This is a genomic window from Vibrio sp. 5S239, assembly GCF_041439575.1.
Classification (GTDB): Bacteria; Pseudomonadota; Gammaproteobacteria; order Enterobacterales; family Vibrionaceae; genus Vibrio; species Vibrio kanaloae.
Genome location: NZ_JBGOOM010000002.1, coordinates 75,643 through 92,957, shown reverse-complemented (window position 1 = coordinate 92,957; position 17,315 = coordinate 75,643). Strand labels below are relative to the sequence as shown.

General features: G+C 40.5%; 19 protein-coding genes. 12 read left to right on the top strand and 7 right to left on the bottom strand.

All coding sequences use genetic code 11. The annotated features are described in order from the left end of the window. The first annotated feature begins 5 nt into the window (after positions 1-5). Positions 6-1,772: a DUF3466 family protein gene (locus ACED48_RS02665; protein ID WP_017057233.1), complete on the top strand. Its 1,767-nt coding sequence runs from the start codon at positions 6-8 to the stop codon at positions 1,770-1,772. A 160-nt stretch (positions 1,773-1,932) separates the two neighbouring features. Then, a complete protein-coding gene (rmf, locus tag ACED48_RS02660; RefSeq protein ID WP_017057234.1) occupies positions 1,933-2,106 on the top strand; it encodes a ribosome modulation factor in 174 nt (57 codons plus the stop codon). Between the two features lie 271 nt (positions 2,107-2,377). Here rmf and fabA read toward each other — a convergent pair whose 3' ends face one another. Together fabA and ACED48_RS02650 are read right to left on the bottom strand one after the other, a co-directional pair. After that, positions 2,378-2,893 (bottom strand): bifunctional 3-hydroxydecanoyl-ACP dehydratase/trans-2-decenoyl-ACP isomerase, encoded by a 516-nt coding sequence (gene fabA, locus ACED48_RS02655; protein WP_010440782.1) that lies wholly within the window; start codon positions 2,891-2,893, stop codon positions 2,378-2,380. A 70-nt stretch (positions 2,894-2,963) separates the two neighbouring features. After that, positions 2,964-4,616, bottom strand: coding sequence for a Lon protease family protein (locus ACED48_RS02650; protein ID WP_017057235.1), 1,653 nt, complete (start codon positions 4,614-4,616; stop codon positions 2,964-2,966). Between the two features lie 189 nt (positions 4,617-4,805). Between ACED48_RS02650 and matP the strand changes: the two genes are divergently transcribed. From matP to ACED48_RS02630, 4 genes are all read left to right on the top strand, one after another. Continuing rightward, entirely contained in the window at positions 4,806-5,261 is a 456-nt protein-coding gene (matP, locus tag ACED48_RS02645; protein WP_017057236.1) for a macrodomain Ter protein MatP, read from the top strand. Between the two features lie 23 nt (positions 5,262-5,284). Then, positions 5,285-5,593: a DUF3634 family protein gene (locus ACED48_RS02640; protein WP_017057237.1), complete on the top strand. Its 309-nt coding sequence runs from the start codon at positions 5,285-5,287 to the stop codon at positions 5,591-5,593. 105 nt (positions 5,594-5,698) lie between these two features. Then, entirely contained in the window at positions 5,699-6,010 is a 312-nt protein-coding gene (locus tag ACED48_RS02635; protein WP_017057238.1) for a hypothetical protein, read from the top strand. A gap of 141 nt (positions 6,011-6,151) precedes the next feature. Continuing rightward, entirely contained in the window at positions 6,152-7,372 is a 1,221-nt protein-coding gene (locus tag ACED48_RS02630) for a hypothetical protein (RefSeq protein WP_029627108.1), read from the top strand. Positions 7,373-7,446: 74 nt separating this feature from the next. Here the strand turns inward: ACED48_RS02630 and ACED48_RS02625 are convergent, their stop codons facing one another. Beyond that, the gene (locus ACED48_RS02625) at positions 7,447-8,046 is read right to left on the bottom strand and encodes a DUF2971 domain-containing protein (protein WP_017057240.1); all 600 of its coding nucleotides are present in this window, start codon (positions 8,044-8,046) and stop codon (positions 7,447-7,449) included. A gap of 329 nt (positions 8,047-8,375) precedes the next feature. Beyond that, entirely contained in the window at positions 8,376-8,975 is a 600-nt protein-coding gene (locus ACED48_RS02620; RefSeq protein ID WP_017057241.1) for an outer membrane beta-barrel protein, read from the bottom strand. A gap of 417 nt (positions 8,976-9,392) precedes the next feature. Here ACED48_RS02620 and ACED48_RS02615 point away from each other — a divergent pair, with 417 nt between their 5' ends. Then, on the top strand, positions 9,393-9,671 hold the full coding sequence (locus ACED48_RS02615; protein WP_017057242.1) for a hypothetical protein: 279 nt from the start codon (positions 9,393-9,395) through the stop codon (positions 9,669-9,671). Between the two features lie 221 nt (positions 9,672-9,892). Here ACED48_RS02615 and ACED48_RS02610 read toward each other — a convergent pair whose 3' ends face one another. The 3 genes from ACED48_RS02610 to ACED48_RS02600 all read right to left on the bottom strand — a co-directional run bounded on the left by ACED48_RS02610 (position 9,893) and on the right by ACED48_RS02600 (position 13,270). Beyond that, positions 9,893-11,617: an ATP-binding protein gene (locus ACED48_RS02610; protein ID WP_017057243.1), complete on the bottom strand. Its 1,725-nt coding sequence runs from the start codon at positions 11,615-11,617 to the stop codon at positions 9,893-9,895. Beyond that, on the bottom strand, positions 11,617-12,801 hold the full coding sequence (locus tag ACED48_RS02605) for an FIST signal transduction protein (RefSeq protein ID WP_029627109.1): 1,185 nt from the start codon (positions 12,799-12,801) through the stop codon (positions 11,617-11,619). The genes ACED48_RS02610 and ACED48_RS02605 overlap by 1 nt, the downstream gene beginning before the upstream one ends. A 100-nt stretch (positions 12,802-12,901) precedes the next feature. Next, positions 12,902-13,270 carry a hypothetical protein gene (locus tag ACED48_RS02600; protein WP_017057245.1) on the bottom strand — a complete coding sequence of 123 codons (369 nt, stop codon included), beginning with the start codon at positions 13,268-13,270 and terminating at the stop codon, positions 12,902-12,904. A gap of 258 nt (positions 13,271-13,528) precedes the next feature. Between ACED48_RS02600 and ccoN the strand changes: the two genes are divergently transcribed. The 5 genes from ccoN to ACED48_RS02575 all read left to right on the top strand — a co-directional run bounded on the left by ccoN (position 13,529) and on the right by ACED48_RS02575 (position 17,313). Then, positions 13,529-14,956, top strand: a complete 1,428-nt coding sequence (gene ccoN / locus ACED48_RS02595) for a cytochrome-c oxidase, cbb3-type subunit I (RefSeq protein ID WP_032547951.1) — start codon at positions 13,529-13,531, stop codon at positions 14,954-14,956. An 11-nt stretch (positions 14,957-14,967) separates the two neighbouring features. Beyond that, positions 14,968-15,588: a cytochrome-c oxidase, cbb3-type subunit II gene (ccoO, locus tag ACED48_RS02590; RefSeq protein WP_017057247.1), complete on the top strand. Its 621-nt coding sequence runs from the start codon at positions 14,968-14,970 to the stop codon at positions 15,586-15,588. A 9-nt stretch (positions 15,589-15,597) separates the two neighbouring features. Beyond that, positions 15,598-15,774 carry a CcoQ/FixQ family Cbb3-type cytochrome c oxidase assembly chaperone gene (locus ACED48_RS02585; protein WP_004742291.1) on the top strand — a complete coding sequence of 59 codons (177 nt, stop codon included), beginning with the start codon at positions 15,598-15,600 and terminating at the stop codon, positions 15,772-15,774. Next, positions 15,774-16,748: a cytochrome-c oxidase, cbb3-type subunit III gene (ccoP, locus tag ACED48_RS02580; RefSeq protein WP_017057248.1), complete on the top strand. Its 975-nt coding sequence runs from the start codon at positions 15,774-15,776 to the stop codon at positions 16,746-16,748. Before ACED48_RS02585 ends, ccoP begins: the two co-directional genes overlap by 1 nt. Before the next feature lie 85 nt (positions 16,749-16,833). Then, entirely contained in the window at positions 16,834-17,313 is a 480-nt protein-coding gene (locus tag ACED48_RS02575) for a FixH family protein (protein WP_017057249.1), read from the top strand. Positions 17,314-17,315 lie beyond the last annotated feature (2 nt).

The window sequence follows — 17,315 nt, the reverse complement described above, 5'->3', positions numbered from 1 at the left end:
TAATAATGACTTGTACTAAATTTAAATTAACATCAGTTGCAGCATTGGTTTTTGCCGCAACTAACGCCAACGCTGCGCTTTACAAGGTTGTTGAAGTAACGCCTTCTTTTGCTGATGAACCTGAAATCTCTGAGATCTTTGGTGTAGCGATTCAGCCAGGTAAAGCTGTAAACGCTAACGCACAATTGCCAGCATTACCTGATGATGAGTTACCTCTAGGTTGCTTTGATTCTAATGCAACTAACTGTGCGGACAGTTCATTTAAACTTGCTGGTGAAACTCGCAATGCCGTTGATGGTATCGGTTATCGCGAAGAAGTCCCGTTTGCTATGGACGCTGCGTTCCAATACCTTCAAGAGTTCGATGACTTTGAAAACTACTGTAACCGTGAGTTAAGATATTCAACATGTGAAGCGTGGGCTACAGATCATTGGAACGCTTGGAGCAAAGAGCGGACAGATCTTACTTATGTGAATGCAAAGGCTTTTGTTGAAGGTGGGGATACATTTACAGGCCGAAACACAGTCATTAACTCACTCTATGCTCAATCTGCGACAGAAGTTGAACCTTTGGGTGTTAAATCAGAAGGCGGTATCCGTAATACTGCCCTTCATACTGATTCGGTAGCTCCAGTTGGCTCTTCGGAAACTCGTGCGTGGCGAGCGATTAAAGCGAGCAATGGCACCGTTTATAATGTAGGTAGTGTTTCCGAAGACCGTGGTACGACTGATACCTCTAAACCCGATAAAGTATTTAGTTCTAAAGCTGCGATTTGGGATGGTACGACGACTGAACTAATCGATTGGGATAACAACTCTGCTTTTCCAGCGAAAACGGGTGACTTCTTTGCTCAAGGTAGTATGCGTTCTATCGCAGAGTCAAATTCCGTTTTTTATGGTGTAGGTTATAACACTACAGATGGTAGTGGTGACCTACAAGATATGGATGCGGCGGTTTTTATCAGTAAATCTCTGGACTTGTCTGATAGCAGTAACACATGGGTAACTAAATCGATTAGTGGTGCTGCGGTTAACTCGAACTCATCTGATGACTATAAGTACAGTAACTCAGTAGCGACCGATATTAACGATAATTTGTTCGCTGTTGGTTACTCTAAGCGTAACGGCTATGTACCAGAGAGTGGTAGCGCAGGTAACAAGATGTTCGTTGTGACAGATGCGTCTGCATCTACTCCTACTGCAACATATCTGTCTGGCGGTATCTTCTTCGGTGGCTCAAGTGGTGAAGCTAAAGCTGTGAACAACTTCAATGAGTTTGTGGGTCAGATTGACGCAGAAACGACTCGTGAGGTTGATGGTAGTGAGCGTAGGCATCGTGGTTTTATCTACCCGTACAATGTCGATTCCTCGAAAGATGAGCGTCGTGTAGACATCTTTAACGGCCAAGCTTGGTGGTTAGATGATCTAACCAATGATGGTAACGTTTCTGGAAATAACAACCAGTTCCGAATTATTGACGCAACTGACATTAATGATGCAGGTGTGATTTCAGCAACAGCTATCAAATGTACCGTTGGTGGTAAAGCTCAAGCGTATGATACAACATCTCATAACTCTTACTGTGGTGGCGCTGCATCTAACGCAGTAGAAGAAGTTGTTGCTGTTAAACTGGTTCCAATAGCTGGTGCTACTAAAGATGATATTCAAACTCGTAGTTCCGACTCAGAGAAAGTCGATCGCCAAGGTGGTAGCCTAGGCTGGTTAACTTTGACTGTGTTTGTTCTGTTAGGGTTCCGTAGAAAATTTAAATAATTTCACCTCATGAGCCCGAGTTCACAATTCTGAACTCGGGCTTTTTTTCGCCTTGAGAAAAGTGAAAAATTGATCGATTCTTAAAGTTGGAGTTACAAAAACTCCTCAAAGTTGTAATCATTATATGTTAGTAAATCAACACCTGTATGAGGACTGCACGATGAAGAGACAGAAGCGAGATCGACTAGAACGAGCACAATCTCAAGGCTACAAGGCTGGTTTGAATGGTAGGTCGCAAGAAGCTTGCCCATACAGCCAAATGGATTCTAGATCGTATTGGTTAGGTGGCTGGCGAGATGCTAAAGATGATAAGCATTCAGGTCTCTATAAGTAATAGGGCGTAACGTATTCCAAAATCAAGGCTCCATTGCCTGTTGTTAACTACAACTGCTGGGGCTTTGTTAGTTTCTGAAAGAGATATTTAAATGATACAGATACTAGAGGTGGGCTAGTAATTCTGAGCAAATTATCTAGAGTCTTACTATAGCTGGTGGACATATATAGGTTTAATAAGTTCTCAGTATATTTTAATGCACTATAACTAAATTTATTGAGGCAAAAATAAAGCGGTCAGCGACCACTTTATTAAAACTTTAACGATTCGATTAGAATGCTGACGTATCTTGGAAAAGGCCAACTTTCAAATCTTTAGCAACATAGATCTCTTTACCATCAACAAGTACGCGACCATCAGCAAGACCCATCACCAAGCGGCGGTTAACAACGCGTTTCATGTGGATCTCATAAGTGACTTTTTTCGCTGTAGGTAGAATTTGACCTGTGAATTTCACTTCGCCAACACCTAGAGCACGGCCTTTACCTTTGCCGCCAACCCAACCAAGGTAGAACCCAACAAGCTGCCACATTGCGTCAAGGCCTAGGCAACCAGGCATTACTGGATCGCCAGGGAAGTGACAGTCAAAGAACCATAGGTCAGGAGTAATATCCAGCTCAGCAAGAATCAACCCTTTACCGAAATCACCTTCAGTTTCAGACATTTTTGTGATGCGATCCATCATCAACATGTTCGGTGCTGGTAGTTGAGGACCTTCTGGCCATAGTTCGCCTTGGCTTGATGCTAGAAGATCTTCGCGAGTGTAAGAATCACGTTTGTTTTGCATTATCAATTACTCCGATTTTTGATAGGTGCATATTAGTGAACAGGTGTACGCTAAACAAGTCCGATCAGTACTAGACAAACCAGTTTTTAATGCGTCCAACAATTCCAATACGGTGTTCATGTCTTTCAAAGTTTTCAATACGTTCCGCTATTTTGCTAAGAACGTTTTCTTGTTCATCGTCTCTAAATGGTTTGTTCATAATCAGAGGAATTGCTTCATCTACATTAGACACAGACCAAATATGGAATTCTTCATTTTTGATGCTCTCAATGAGATCAGGTTTCAGAGCCAGATGCCTTAAGTTAGATTTTGGAAGGATCACGCCTTGTTCGCCAGTTAAGCCATTGTGTTTACACACATGATAGAAGCCTTCAATTTTTTCGTTTAGCCCGCCTACCGCTTGTACGCGACCGAATTGGTCAACAGCGCCTGTAACCGCTATTTGCTGGTTAATAGGGTATTCAGAAAGCGCACTTACTAACGAGCATAACTCAGCTAGAGAAGCGCTATCTCCGTCGACTTCGCAATACGACTGTTCAAATACCACGGAAGCTGCATATGGCAGGGGATCTTCTAAGTTGAGCGAACTGCTCAAAAACGCTTGCATGATCATCATGCCTTTCGCATGAAGGTTACCACCAAGTTCGGCTTTACGCTCAACATCGGCAATATCACCATCACCAAAATGAATGACACATGAAATACGTGCAGGTTCACCATACGATATTGGATGTCCCGGTACATCGATAACAGTCAGACCATTAACTTGACCTACTTGTTCACCCTTTGTTTCGATAATGACTTGACCATCTCGAATATCATCAAGAGCACGCTCAGGCAGATATGATTCACGGTTGTACTTGTGTTGCTGAGCTTGTTGAACGTGGTGAAGGTCAATTTCTCCGTTATTAGCTTCAATCAAAGCTTCGTTCAGCAATGCGTTGTGCCAAATAGGGCACAACGGAATATAGCTTTGATCTTCGGTCTCCCTAGCGCCAGCGGTAAGAACTCCAATTAGCGCTTGTTGCGTAATTTTTGGCAAGCTATAACGTTGCTGAAGCCATTTTAGATAGCCAAGATATTGAGTCAAAGTGTCGTGTGAAAGCTTGATGTCTTGTTCAATTTCACTGAATAGGCAAAAACCGGTTTGAATATCACTATCTAGATAATCAAGGTCACCTAATTGGGATCTGTCTCCAACAACAATCAGCTTAATGTCATAAGTGAGAGGTAAAGCCGGAGATTGGTTTAAGTGTTCAGGGTTACTACTGATTGGTTCTACCGCATCACCAAGGAGCGCTGACTTTAACAATAGCCAGCTTCCCGGGTTTGCCAAGATCAAGTTTGCTGAAACGATCAGGTAGCCGTTGTTTGCTCTAGCCAGTAAGCCCGGCTTTGTCGCAATAACTTTACCGTCTTTTGATTGAACTTGGTTAAACAAAGAAATAGCATTTAACGATTCAGTTTTTATTACAGGCTGTGTTTGATCATCTAAAGCAGTAACTAAAGATTCGACAATCATCTGACGATAGATAGAATTGTCTGGAGCGTTTACAAGTAAAACACGCGAAAGGTTAGATAAGCGAGTAAAACGGGTTAACGCATCTCTAAATCTATGTTGAATGTTTGAAAACGGGAAAGGCGAGATGTCAGGGAATTGCTCTAATTGAGCGTGATATTCGTCGTACTGAGGCGTAACATGTTGCCAATCTACTTGAGTCATTTAATTTTCTGATTACGATAATGAGGTAGGGATTATATAGAAAAACCGATCTCGCTTGTAGCTCTATGTTGTAGTTACAGTTCAGTAAGCCAAAATAAGTATTATCTTAGTCTATTCTTACAAGACAATAATTGTTAAACAGCCCATTATGGGTTACGCTGTCACTAGGATTAACTCTCGAGATTAGACATGAAATATCAGCAACTTGAAAATCTAGAATGTGGTTGGAAATGGAACTATCTGGTCAAAAAATGGAAAGAAGGTGAAGTGATCACCTGCCATATTGATTCAAGTGAAGCTGAGGTTGCTGTACAAGCCTTATTGAAACTCGAACATCAACCCACAGGTGTTCTTGAGTGGATATCTAATAACATCTCTCCAGAGATCGATAACAAGCTTAAACAAGCGATCAGAGCCAAGCGAAAGCGTCACTTCAACGCAGAACAAGTTCACACGAAGAAGAAATCGATCGATCTTGATTATCGTGTATGGGAGAAACTTTCCCAACGAGCTAACGAGCTTGGTTGCACTCTATCTGATGCCATCGAGTACTTAGTCAGTGAAGCATCTCGTAGTGAACAAGCCAGTAAGACAGTAACCAGTCTCAAAGAAGACCTGAGTAAACTCCTTTCTGACGATAAATAATCATCAACTGTAGTGGTGACATTATGATGTACGTAATCTTAATTGGTGCAGTATTGGTTTTTTGGTTGGTCGCAATTGATAGGCCAGTATTAAAAATCAAATTTAACGATGGGGCGATCGAGCAAGTTAAAGGTCATCTTCCACCTAGTTTTAAACACAACCTTGAAGAGATTGGTCATAAAAATCACTTCAAGGGAGAACTTAAAGTATATGCCAAACGCTCTGGTTATAATCTCAAGTTCACTAAAGATGTACCTAAAAGCGTTCAGCAGCGCATTCGCAACGTATTCCCGCACAATGGATTTAAATCTAAAGGTTCAAAGAGGGCGTAATTGTCGAGAACTACGCCTTACCTAGTAAACAGTCATACTAAGTTAATTCTCAACCTATCTTAACTATTAGCATACTGTTCTTAATTTCCACTAAGAGAGAACAGTATGAGATATTTAGTATTCTTATTGTGTGTTTTATCTCCGACCGCATCTTCCGATGATTCACTGATTAATCCTGTAGCAAAAAAGATCAAAGCTAGCGTCATTAAAGGGCTAAACAATAGCAATACTGATATGTATGGCTATTGTGACCTAATGATCGAGATGAAGCACTCGAAGGGATACACAAGAATCAAAAAGGTGAGGACATCGGGTGATAGCAAAGTTTGCAAACAGGCTAAAAAGCATTTACCGAAAAAGAAAAAGTTCAAATACAGTTTTCCTGAAAAGTATATCCGCCTTCATATCACGGATTGATAACCTAAAGCACTATAACTAAAATTCTGTAAATTTATTGAAACAATTTCGTGAACCAATATCTAATTTCTATTAATATTAGTTTTGTTATCAAGGCAGGATATGCCAGAAAATAAATCTTAGGGCAAAGGAAAGTCACGGTTGTTGTTAGTAAATAAAAGTTATTCCCCTGAAGTCATAGAAATCTCTAGGAAAGTCTCGATGAACGTCGAGGCACGTTTTACCAAATGGTTAATATCGCCACAATACAAACTAGAACAATCTACGGTTGATACGCTGCTGAGTTTAGAAAATAGATATTGTGATAGTGTCATTTTTGATGAAGCCGACCGTATTTCACATAACCAACGTATTTTATTACGTTGCGAACAAGACAGAGTTAATGCACATCGCGAGAAAGTGGTCGCGAAGCAACAAACACTACAATACGTTATTGATGATGTTAGCAATGCAGCCTCGGATCTAATGCTTGATAAGCTCCAAAGCACCTTAATAAGCTCGTTGTTTTCAGAATTACCAGATTACAATCAGCTTGCTAGCGTTGCTTATTCGCCGTCTTTAAACTTTGCTAAACTCCATGAAATATCAGCTAAAAGCAGGTCATTGAGCTCAAGTTTAATCGAATTTGTTTCCAATCAAGAATTTGCCGAGAAGTATGGAAAGAAATCTAAAGTCATTCTTGATCCTAAAGTAGCAGTTCGGCAGATAGGAATAGAAAATTGTCGTTTATTGTTTCCTTTGTTAATGAGCCAGCAACTGATTAAGTGGAGTGATGGCAATATTAAACATATTGTGCCTAAGGTTTGGCAACACCTAGTCGTAACTTCAAACGTTACGCGGCTTAGACTCCAAGAAACCTCTGTAAAAGATCCTAATGTTGGTATCTTGCTTGGTGTGATACGAGTTTTGCCTTTATTCTTAATTTGTAACCACTTTTCTTCAACGTTTGAAGACGCATTGGTTAAAACCATGCTGGATTACCGAGATGCAAGTGATAGGCATGATGAATATTACGCTTGTACTGAAGTTTTACCCAATACACAGTTTCTCGAAGCAATGGTCAAGCCATTGGAACTCAAGTTACTTAAAAAAATTGTCGAATTTATTGATTGGAGCCCGGACAACCAATACATAAAGTACGCGCTTCTTGAGGAAGTAAATGATATTCCAACTCTTGAACGAACCGTTTGTGGTGCAGCACTGGCTCAAGGTAGAAAATTCTCTGTGTATGAAGCGTTAGATAATAGTGATTTATTTAACTCCAAACATCGGTCGTATTGGTTCTCTACAGTACAAATGGCGGCTGAGACGATAGGGCAAGTACAAAGTAAAGTTCCTGGTAAACTAACCACAGATATGTAGAAATAGAGAGAAGAGAGCCACATTTAATGTGACTCTTTTTTGTTGCAGTGTAACTTTTTATGATCGATTTAAGCTTAGTTAACAACTTGAAAAGTAAATGAGTCCTGCTTAGCTCTCGCATGTTTAACGGGAATGCCTAGCTCTTGACAAGTCATTAGGACTTTCAGCTTTCTATCAACAGGGGCGTGTTCTGAAAGAATCACTGACCTCAAACACTCTCTATTCAGATATAATTTATGCCCAACGATCTCTTCATCAGGCAATACCCATCGATATTCTTGCTCGAAACGCCAATTAGAATGTTTGATTTTAAATAATTCGGTACCTACCTTAGTCGTTTTATCATCTTTGGGAGGCGAATTAAAAACGGTGATGTCATCTTCATATTGGACTTTAAAACAGTTGAGGTCAGCTTTGCCTTTATAATGATTAAGATCATACTCGATACACATACCCCTGAAATTATCGCCATACTGTGACCACAATATTGGGTGATCACTAGATTGAGAGAAGCACATTACTTTGAAATCGTTTTGAAGGTTTTCGTTTAGCGCGAGGTTAGATTCAAAAGGGTTATTAAAAGTTTTTGCGTAATCAAACCACAACGAGCACTCAGATATTGACTGTATATTTCTATCGTGAAGAGATCTGAACTTATAAAGCCTCGGTAACATATCAAACACCTATCTCACAAAATTTCCTGATGTTACCACTTATAATTACAATAAGAGTGAGAATGTATTGCATTTGATTGCTTAATCACCTTGTTTGTTCATGTAACTGATTGATAGATCAAAGTTTAAACAAAAATAGTAGCGTGATTTTACAGTGTGGGACAGCAGCTAATAAGCTTCTCGGATTTTTTGAATAAGATACAACGTAACTTTAACCGTAGAGAAAGTTACGACTATAAAATAGAAGTCGAGTAGGGAACCTGAAGATTTAAAAGCCGAACTCGAAAAGAACGGCTTGATTTGAAATAAAGCTTACGATTGAATTGAGATTAGAAATGGTACCTTGCACCGATGTATGCCGTTTGAGATGAAACATCGACGGAGTCTATTTCCACGCGTGCATTTCGGTAACCAAGATGGATGTCGATGTTGTCTGTAAGGATCGCACCAAGCTCACCGCCAACCTGATAAGCCGCTTCAGATTTCGAGTCTGACACTCCGAATGCTTTTGCTTCCATATCCATAGAACCAATGCCAGCTAATAGAGACACATACAGATCTAGTACGTCACCTTTAACAATAAACTTAGGTTTAATATTAACGAAGAAAGCTTGACCTTCAACATCCATTACGTCGCTATAGTTAACTTTCCCGATTTTGCGGTATTCGGCCTCTAATCCCAATTTGACAGCATCGTGCGTATTGAATTCGTAGCCACCAACTAAGTTATAGCTGAAGCCTGATAGATCAGATGAATCTTCAATTGCGCTACCACGGTATTCTAATTCAGTTTCATTATAAAATCCGGCATCGATGCCAGCGTAAAAATTACCAAGGTCTCTAGAATAGGTTTCATTGTTACTAGCAAGTGTGTATGTGTTCATCCCAAAAATGGTGAATAGTGATAGGGCGATTGTACTAATTTTCATATTAAGCCTTTTATATTATTGATTTAGAGAATATCTTAACAAAATAAAGGGCTTTGAACTATTAGAAATTACATCTAACCACCTGATTTAAAAGATAATTATAAATCTCGCCAATTTTATGCGTTCTCCACGTAGTCGAGACATTAGTTTAGGTTGACGTCTGATTTCAAGCTTCTTTAAAACAATAGGTTAAAGTTATAATTATTCGCACTTGTGTTACTTTTTCTTCAAAAAGATATTGGTGTTCAGGACCTATGAACGTGATAGCTCAAGCTTTACCGTGAATAACTTCGGTGGACTGGAATTAAAACGCTTCGGTATCAAGCTCATGAGGTAGTTAAAATAATGGTTGCCAAGCGTCTCAGTACAAAAAAGTCTTCGACAGCTTAGAGTTACTAAAAGAAATGCTGCTCATAAGTGAATCCAACAAAAAATCATGTACAGATGCTTGGCTATCGAGATGACACAGACCAAGTTCAATGTATGGTGTCGAATGTTGTTGGCTTAAACTTCCAAGAAGTGAATGAACTTGCTGATGAGATATTCTTGGTTGGTGACTGGTTCATGTCAGTTACAAACATTGATGGAGATGAAAACCACAACGTAAAAATCTATGGACCATATGAGACAGACCAACAAGCAATGGAACATGCACGTAAAACCTTGTCAGTAACAACGTTCAGAAGTTCTGTATGAGCTTAGAAAGCCCCTCAAAATCAAACTAGTCTAAGTGCGTATTATGTATATTATGTTAAATAATATTTAGTTTTTATAAGGCAGGACTCTTTGTGTGATGCCCTGCCTTCGTATTGTGTTGTTATTCTCTTGTTTTATACTGTGTATTTAACCATGGTAGGTATTTACCATAAAATACCTAATAAACATATTTCTTAATCTTCATTTAAGAAATATGTTTATTAGGCGTTAAGCATTAATCTATTAATTGCTTCTGTTATCTCTTTGGTTCGTACAGGCTTCGTTACGAAATCATTCATGCCTACATTTAGACACGAATATCTGTCTTCTATTGATGTGTGCGCTGTCAACGCAACGATTGGTGTTTCGATATTGGCATCTCTAATATATTTTGTTGTGGTCAATCCATCCATTACTGGCATCGACACGTCCATTAAAATAATGTCTATCCGATCGTGGCCTTTCTCGATAAAGTTAAGTGCTTCTTCACCGTTACTTGCAATAAAAACTTCGTGCCCTTGTCGCGTTAGGATTAACTTGATCACCATTTGATTCGTTGGGTTATCTTCAACAACTAAAACTGCATAGCGACTTCTTAGCTTTCGAGAGCGTTTATTTGCTTTAGTGCAATCCTGTTTGTTCATTGCTCTAGTGAGCACGGGTAAATGCACTTTGAACTTAGAACCTTTACCTAGCTTACTCTCTACGCTAATGCGACCACCCATCAATTCAACAAGTCGCTTAGTGATAGCTAACCCCAAACCTGTACCACCAAACCTACGTGTGATTGTGCTATCGGCTTGTACGAACGGGCTGAACAATGACGAAATTTGCTGTGAGCTAATGCCAATCCCGGTATCTTCCACCGTTATATCAAAAGAGCTCTGTTGGTAATCAATCGATACGTGAACATGTCCATATTCGGTGAACTTTATCGCGTTACCAATCAGATTAAATAGAATCTGTGTTAAGCGAGTTGGATCGGTATAATGAAGTTCCCCTTCAGGTATATAACTCGTAGAGGTTAACTCCAATCCCTTATTGTCTGCTGTCTTCTTTTGTTCAGATAACACAAAAGTTACAGCGTCTCTTATGTCGCTCCATTGAGGAGCCAAAGAGAAACTTCCAGACTCGATTTTAGAAAAATCCAACACGTCACTGATAATTGCTAACAAAAGCTCAGATGATGTACTCATATTAAGCAGTATAGACTGTTGTTCTTCATCTAACTGTGTTGACTTTAGTGTGTCGATTAAGCCTATGACCGCGTTTAATGGGGTTCTTAACTCATGACTCATCATTGCTAAGAATTCAGACTTTGCCTTATTGGCTCTTTCTGCCTCTTTTCTTGCTGTGACAAGCTCCGCTGTTCGCTTTCGAACGGTGGCTTCGAGTTTCTCTTTATTTTCTATATCAAACACCGCTCGTTCAATTAGCGGACGAAAACGGCTTAGGGTAGCTTTGGTTTCAATATCAAAATGCTTGGTGTTGGAATGAACAAAGATAATGACGGATTGAGTTAATCCACTATCAATGCCGGTGATCAAAACAGAGTTAATTTGGTCGAGTATGATGGGATGCAAAGAGTTAAATTCACCCAACGATTTGGGTTCAAAAAGGATTACGCATTCTCCATTTATCACTCGCGATAGTTTACCGCTATCACTCCATTTTATCTTTCCAAATACTCTATTATTGGTTAACAAAGTTTTGAATTTCCCTTCATTCCCGACCCTTGAGATCACGATAAAATCATCGAATTTTATGTATTTTTTGAGTACAAATTCAATACTAGAGAATATCTCTGCGATGTTATTCGCTTTACTGATAGCCGAAATGGTTGATAAGATCACCCTATTTTCTTCAGCTAATTTCCGTTCACGTGATTTTAGTTTTTGCAGTTCAATACGGGCTTCTTGTAGCTCTTCTTGACCTTCAGAACTCATTATTTTTTTAGCCTATAGAAAGTTGCTGACGACACCATTAAATTTCCATGTGCATTTTCGCCGCCAGAGAGTCTACCTTGTTCACCAAATGTGAAAGAGCAAATGTAAGGTAGTCCATCAAGTGCTTGATTTATTTGGTTGCATACCTCATCCATGTCTTGTTTTAGATTTAACATCGGACCCGCACAGAATATATTAATAGCCCCCAGTTTTTCCTCAAATTCCATATCATTATAGTAAGATGAATGAATGATGTTGGCTGCGCGGCCTATTAATTGTTGTTTGCAGCCTTGCATCAAATAGATGGTATCGCCTTCATTTATGTCGGTAAATAACTCGATCCCGTTGTTTTCGGTTTCTCGGATTGAATGCGACAACTTGAAATATGGGTAGTTGTATGAAGAACCTACTTTTCTGCCCAATGGATAGACAGAAGACTTTTCGAATATATAGCCGTCATCACTGTCACCTAAGTGGAAATTGGTCCATTCATTATAAACGGTGACAGCAGGCCTATGATCGATCTCCAACAATACTCTGTTTCTGACTTTAGTCACGGTACCAGAGTACTGTGTGGGTGTGTGGCCGGCGCTTAAGGATGAATATATCGATTGAGAAGCGAACACCGCCATTAGAGATAAACCGTTAACAGAGAGAGATTCTTCGGTGAATATGCTCCAATTGCCGGAAACCTGATTATCTGCAGCACTGCCACCAATAATTGGTACGGCTGTTCCAAACTTGTTGTCTATGGCTGCCATGATTTTTTCTTCATTGCCAGGCGTAGAATGAAGCAAGATTAAATCGGGTATTTCGCCTTCTCGGTTGGCGTTTTTAAGTGCTTTATCGATCGCTCGGAAGGTGTTTTTTTCTATAGAATCACCGAAGTGCTCGATACCCGTTCCGTAGGCGTTGATCCCTGTATCATAAATGATAAGTGCGCCAATCACAGGGCCAGAATGGAACCCTGTTTCGGTCATTATGCCGTGACAAGTAGTGCATCCATGAATGGGAGTATGAGGAAGAGCGTTGACCAAATGTTGCTGCACAGCTAACGTTGAGTACTCTTCTGTGCAGTAGCAAATAAGACAGGCGATATCATCGCTTTTTACTACTCCGAAGAGCAACTCATCGACCGCTACTTTATAATCTAAGGAATAAGAGACTTTTGATATAAATTTCATAGATTGCTGAAGGATTTATTAATGTTCTCTTTATAACACTTTAATGCACTGTGTTTCACTGATTTAGTATATGTTTCTACAAAAGTATCGATGCCGTGATTCAGTTTGCTTTAGATAGATTTACAGAATATGTACTGACCTGTTGTGGGAATGTAACCGTTATTAAGGCAGTTTCATCATTGGTTTGTAGTAGCCAATGAGAGCCCCCGTTTGGTTCTAAGGTTCCGCTGCCATCATAATTAATGATGAATTTACCAGTTTCGGATGTTTTGATTGAATACCCCTTGCTATAACCTGAAATTAAAACATTATGTTGTTCAATACCAAATTGACAAGGTTTTGAAATTATACAGTCTATTGTTTCGTCGTTAACGTATGTTACTGTTCTCCAAGTAAATGCAGCTATTAAAACAACCAATATGATGATAATTTGAACAAGCCTGCCTTTTGTTAGCTTTTGTGCAGCCATTATAATCTTTACTCCTTGTTACAAAGTTCAAAGTTTTTAAAGAAAAATCCAATTCCGGACCATGCGTAAGGTTACTACTCTGTCATTGATTTGTTAATTCAAGTATAGTGTCGCGTTGAAAATGCCACTTTTTTTTAAAATCAGCAAGTGGAAATAAAGTCATGAATAGGCTGAATTTCCTTTTCTAATTTGGGTGGCATTACGACGTGAGTCGTGTTGGAAGTAAAGTGTAGTAAATAAGAAATTGGAAGCATGCAAATGAGCCAAGAAAAGCAGCTTGAACAAAACTACAACTATACGGTCGTCCGTCAATTTACCCTCGTTACAATTTTGTGGGGTATTGTCGGTATGGGCGTTGGTGTTTTGATTGCCGCTCAATTAGTTTGGCCACAGCTAAACTTTGATACGCCGTGGCTGACGTACAGTCGTTTACGTCCCCTGCATACTAATGCGGTTATTTTTGCGTTCGGTACAAGTGCGCTGTTTGCAACATCATATTATGTTGTACAACGTACCTGTCAGACGCGTCTCTTTGGTGGCCCTCTCGTAGCCTTTACCTTTTGGGGTTGGCAAGCGATTATCCTGTCCGCTGCAATTACTTTACCGTTAGGTATGACCTCTGGTAAAGAATACGCAGAACTTGAATGGCCAATCGATATTGCTATTACTCTTGTGTGGGTAGCTTATGCGGTCGTGTTCTTTGGAACTATGATTAAGCGTAAGACATCGCATATTTACGTAGCAAACTGGTTCTTCGGAGCTTTCATCATCACGGTTGCCGTGTTACACATCGTTAACAGCCTTTCTGTTCCTGTATCTGCGTTTAAATCGTACTCGATTTATGCAGGCGCAATCGATGCAATGGTACAATGGTGGTACGGACACAATGCGGTAGGCTTCCTATTGACAGCTGGTTTCCTAGGTATGATGTACTACTTCGTTCCTAAACAAGCTGGTCGCCCTGTTTATTCTTACCGTCTGTCGATTGTTCACTTCTGGGCTCTTGTGTCTCTGTATATCTGGGCTGGTCCTCACCACCTGCACTACACTGCACTTCCCGACTGGACTCAGTCTCTAGGTATGGTTATGTCTTTGGTTCTGTTTGCTCCTTCTTGGGGTGGCATGATCAACGGTATTATGACTCTATCAGGTGCTTGGCATAAGCTTCGCTATGACCCAATCCTACGTTTCCTAATCGTTTCTCTATCATTCTACGGCATGTCGACTTTCGAAGGCCCTATGATGGCAATCAAAACGGTTAACGCACTATCTCACTACACGGACTGGACTATCGGTCACGTTCACTCTGGTGCGTTAGGTTGGGTTGCAATGGTTTCTATCGGTTCGGTTTACCACTTAGTTCCTAAACTGTTTGGTCAAGAGCGTATGTACTCTGTATCTCTAATCAATGTTCACTTCTGGTTAGCAACGATTGGTACGGTTTTCTACATTGTTGCGATGTGGATCTCTGGTGTGATGCAAGGTCTGATGTGGCGTGCAGTTAACTCTGACGGTACGTTGACTTACAGCTTTGTAGAGTCAGTAGAAGCGTCTTACCCGTTCTACTTTGTACGTTTCTTAGGTGGTTTCATCTTCCTATCTGGTATGTTCTTACTGGCATACAATACGTACAAAACTGTTTCAGCACCTAAAGATAGCCTTAAAGCTATCCCTCAACCGGCTTAAGGAGATTTAGAATGAGCTCAAATTCAAATAATCGCCATGAGTTGGTCGAGAAAAACGTTGGCTTACTAGCGATCTTGATCGTTATTGCTATCAGCTTTGGTGCTTTAGTAGAGATCACACCTCTTATTTTCCAAAAACAGACAACAGAACCTGTAGAAAACCTACGAGTTTACTCTGCTCTGGAAATGGAAGGTCGTGATATCTATATCCGCGAAGGTTGTAACGTATGTCACAGCCAAATGATTCGCCCTTTCCGCTCTGAAACTGAACGTTACGGCCACTACTCAGTAGCTGGCGAAAGCGTTTGGGAACATCCATTCCTATGGGGTTCTAAGCGTACTGGTCCTGATCTAGCACGTGTTGGTGACCGTTATTCTGATGAGTGGCATCGTGTTCACCTTCTAGATCCTCGTGAACTTGTTCCTGAATCAAACATGCCAGGTTTCCCTTGGCTTGCTGAGAATGTACTTGATGGCAAATTGACTCAACAGAAGCTTGAACTCTTCCGTAATCAATTTGGTGTTCCTTACACAGACGAACAAATTGCTAATGCTAAACAAGATGTTGAAGGAAAAACAGAGATGGATGCAATCATCGCTTACCTTCAATCGCTTGGCCACGCAATGAAATAAGGAATAATTATGGACATTATTACATTTCAAAGTGTTTGGACTGTGACTGTTTTTGCTTGCTTCATCGGTATCGTTTGGTGGGCATACGGCAAGAACCGTAAATCACGTTTCGACGAAGATGCGAACCTAGTGTTTGCTGACGACGAGCCAGCAACAAGTTCTAAAAATGAAGGAGTGACAAAGTAATGAGTACATTCTGGAGTATCTGGGTTAGTGCGATTACGATTGGTACCCTAATTGGTTGTGCGGTCTTACTTCGTTGGTGTTTTAAAGATAAAACAGGCGTAGAAGAGGGTCATGATATGGGCCATGAATACGACGGTATTCGTGAGCTCAATAACCCACTACCTAAATGGTGGACGTACCTTTTCGTTAGCACAATTGTGTTTGCAGCTGTTTATCTTGCTCTATACCCTGGCCTTGGTAACTTTAAAGGTCTACTAGGTTGGACGAGTTCAAATCAAACAGTTCGTAGCGTAGAAGAGTCTCGCTCTGCAATCGCTGCAGCTCAAGCTAACAAACAGTTAGACGAATACGCTAAAGAGCTTGATGATGCAAATACCTACTTTGGTGAAGCGTTTAAAAAGCTAGCTCACGACGAAAACGGCCTACGTTCTGTCCCTGACATTGCATCAGATACTGACGCAATCAAAGTGGGTCAACGTTTGTTCCTGCAAAACTGTTCTCAGTGTCACGGCTCTGATGCTCGTGGTCAGAAAGGTTTTCCTAACCTAACTGACGACGCATGGCTATATGGCGGTGAGCCACAAGCTATTGTGACGACGATCATGCACGGTCGTGTTGGTCAAATGCCAGGCTGGAAAGATGCACTTGGTGAGCAAGGCGTTAAAGAAGTGGTTAGCTACACGCTTAGCCTTTCTGGACGTAGTGTGAACGCACGTGAAGCAGAAGCTGGTAAAGCACGTTTCGTCGTGTGTGCTGCGTGTCACGGTACTGATGGTAAGGGTAACCCTGCTGTAGGTGCGCCTGACCTAACAGACCGCGATTGGTTGTTCGGCGATTCTCGCGCTGATGTCACTGAAACAGTAATGAACGGACGTTCTGGCGTAATGCCTGCTTGGAAAGATATTCTAGGCGAAGACAAAGTTCAGCTTGTTGCATCATACGTGTGGAGTTTAAGCAACTCAGATAATAAGTAACATTTCAATAACAGCCTCTTTTTAAGAGGCTGTCTTTCCTTTATTTTATAACCCCTTCTTTTTATTCTTTTTTGAGATATTTTTTATGGTAAAGCCTTGGTATAAACAGTTTTGGCCGTGGTTCTTAATCGCGTTGCCGGCGACAGTAGTTATTTGGACCATCATGACGGTTATTGTGTTTACAGAGAACTCTGTAGATTTGGTGACTGAGGATTACTATAAAAAAGGAAAAGGCATTAATGTCGATATTTCGAAAGTAAACATCGCTAAAGAACTTGGTCTCTCGGCTTCAATTAATGAGAAAGGTAACTCTGTTATCATTACTCTAAATAAAGGCAAACTTGATCACTTCCCTGCTATTAACGCAATGTTCGTTCACAGAACACTGCCTGACCGTGATTTCACTCAGCTGCTTACCGCTGATGCGAGCGGCAATTACACGTTGACTCTAGACCACGAAATGCAAGGTCCATGGTTTATCGAGCTTTCTCCACATAACTCTGAATGGTTAGTGCAAGGTCGCATGAACTTCCCTATTGAAACTTCTACTCAACTAACGAACTAAAA

Excerpts from the sequence above, each read along its gene's own strand:
- ACED48_RS02665 (WP_017057233.1), top strand. The coding sequence starts at position 6 with ATGACTTGTACTAAATTTAAATTAACATCAGTTGCAGCATTGGTTTTT.
- rmf (WP_017057234.1), top strand. The coding sequence starts at position 1,933 with ATGAAGAGACAGAAGCGAGATCGACTAGAACGAGCACAATCTCAAGGC.
- fabA (WP_010440782.1), bottom strand. The coding sequence starts at position 2,893 with ATGCAAAACAAACGTGATTCTTACACTCGCGAAGATCTTCTAGCATCA.
- ACED48_RS02650 (WP_017057235.1), bottom strand. The coding sequence starts at position 4,616 with ATGACTCAAGTAGATTGGCAACATGTTACGCCTCAGTACGACGAATAT.
- matP (WP_017057236.1), top strand. The coding sequence starts at position 4,806 with ATGAAATATCAGCAACTTGAAAATCTAGAATGTGGTTGGAAATGGAAC.
- ACED48_RS02640 (WP_017057237.1), top strand. The coding sequence starts at position 5,285 with ATGATGTACGTAATCTTAATTGGTGCAGTATTGGTTTTTTGGTTGGTC.
- ACED48_RS02635 (WP_017057238.1), top strand. The coding sequence starts at position 5,699 with ATGAGATATTTAGTATTCTTATTGTGTGTTTTATCTCCGACCGCATCT.
- ACED48_RS02625 (WP_017057240.1), bottom strand. The coding sequence starts at position 8,046 with ATGTTACCGAGGCTTTATAAGTTCAGATCTCTTCACGATAGAAATATA.
- ACED48_RS02620 (WP_017057241.1), bottom strand. The coding sequence starts at position 8,975 with ATGAAAATTAGTACAATCGCCCTATCACTATTCACCATTTTTGGGATG.
- ACED48_RS02610 (WP_017057243.1), bottom strand. The coding sequence starts at position 11,617 with ATGAGTTCTGAAGGTCAAGAAGAGCTACAAGAAGCCCGTATTGAACTG.
- ACED48_RS02605 (WP_029627109.1), bottom strand. The coding sequence starts at position 12,801 with ATGAAATTTATATCAAAAGTCTCTTATTCCTTAGATTATAAAGTAGCG.
- ACED48_RS02600 (WP_017057245.1), bottom strand. The coding sequence starts at position 13,270 with ATGGCTGCACAAAAGCTAACAAAAGGCAGGCTTGTTCAAATTATCATC.
- ccoN (WP_032547951.1), top strand. The coding sequence starts at position 13,529 with ATGAGCCAAGAAAAGCAGCTTGAACAAAACTACAACTATACGGTCGTC.
- ccoO (WP_017057247.1), top strand. The coding sequence starts at position 14,968 with ATGAGCTCAAATTCAAATAATCGCCATGAGTTGGTCGAGAAAAACGTT.
- ACED48_RS02585 (WP_004742291.1), top strand. The coding sequence starts at position 15,598 with ATGGACATTATTACATTTCAAAGTGTTTGGACTGTGACTGTTTTTGCT.
- ccoP (WP_017057248.1), top strand. The coding sequence starts at position 15,774 with ATGAGTACATTCTGGAGTATCTGGGTTAGTGCGATTACGATTGGTACC.
- ACED48_RS02575 (WP_017057249.1), top strand. The coding sequence starts at position 16,834 with ATGGTAAAGCCTTGGTATAAACAGTTTTGGCCGTGGTTCTTAATCGCG.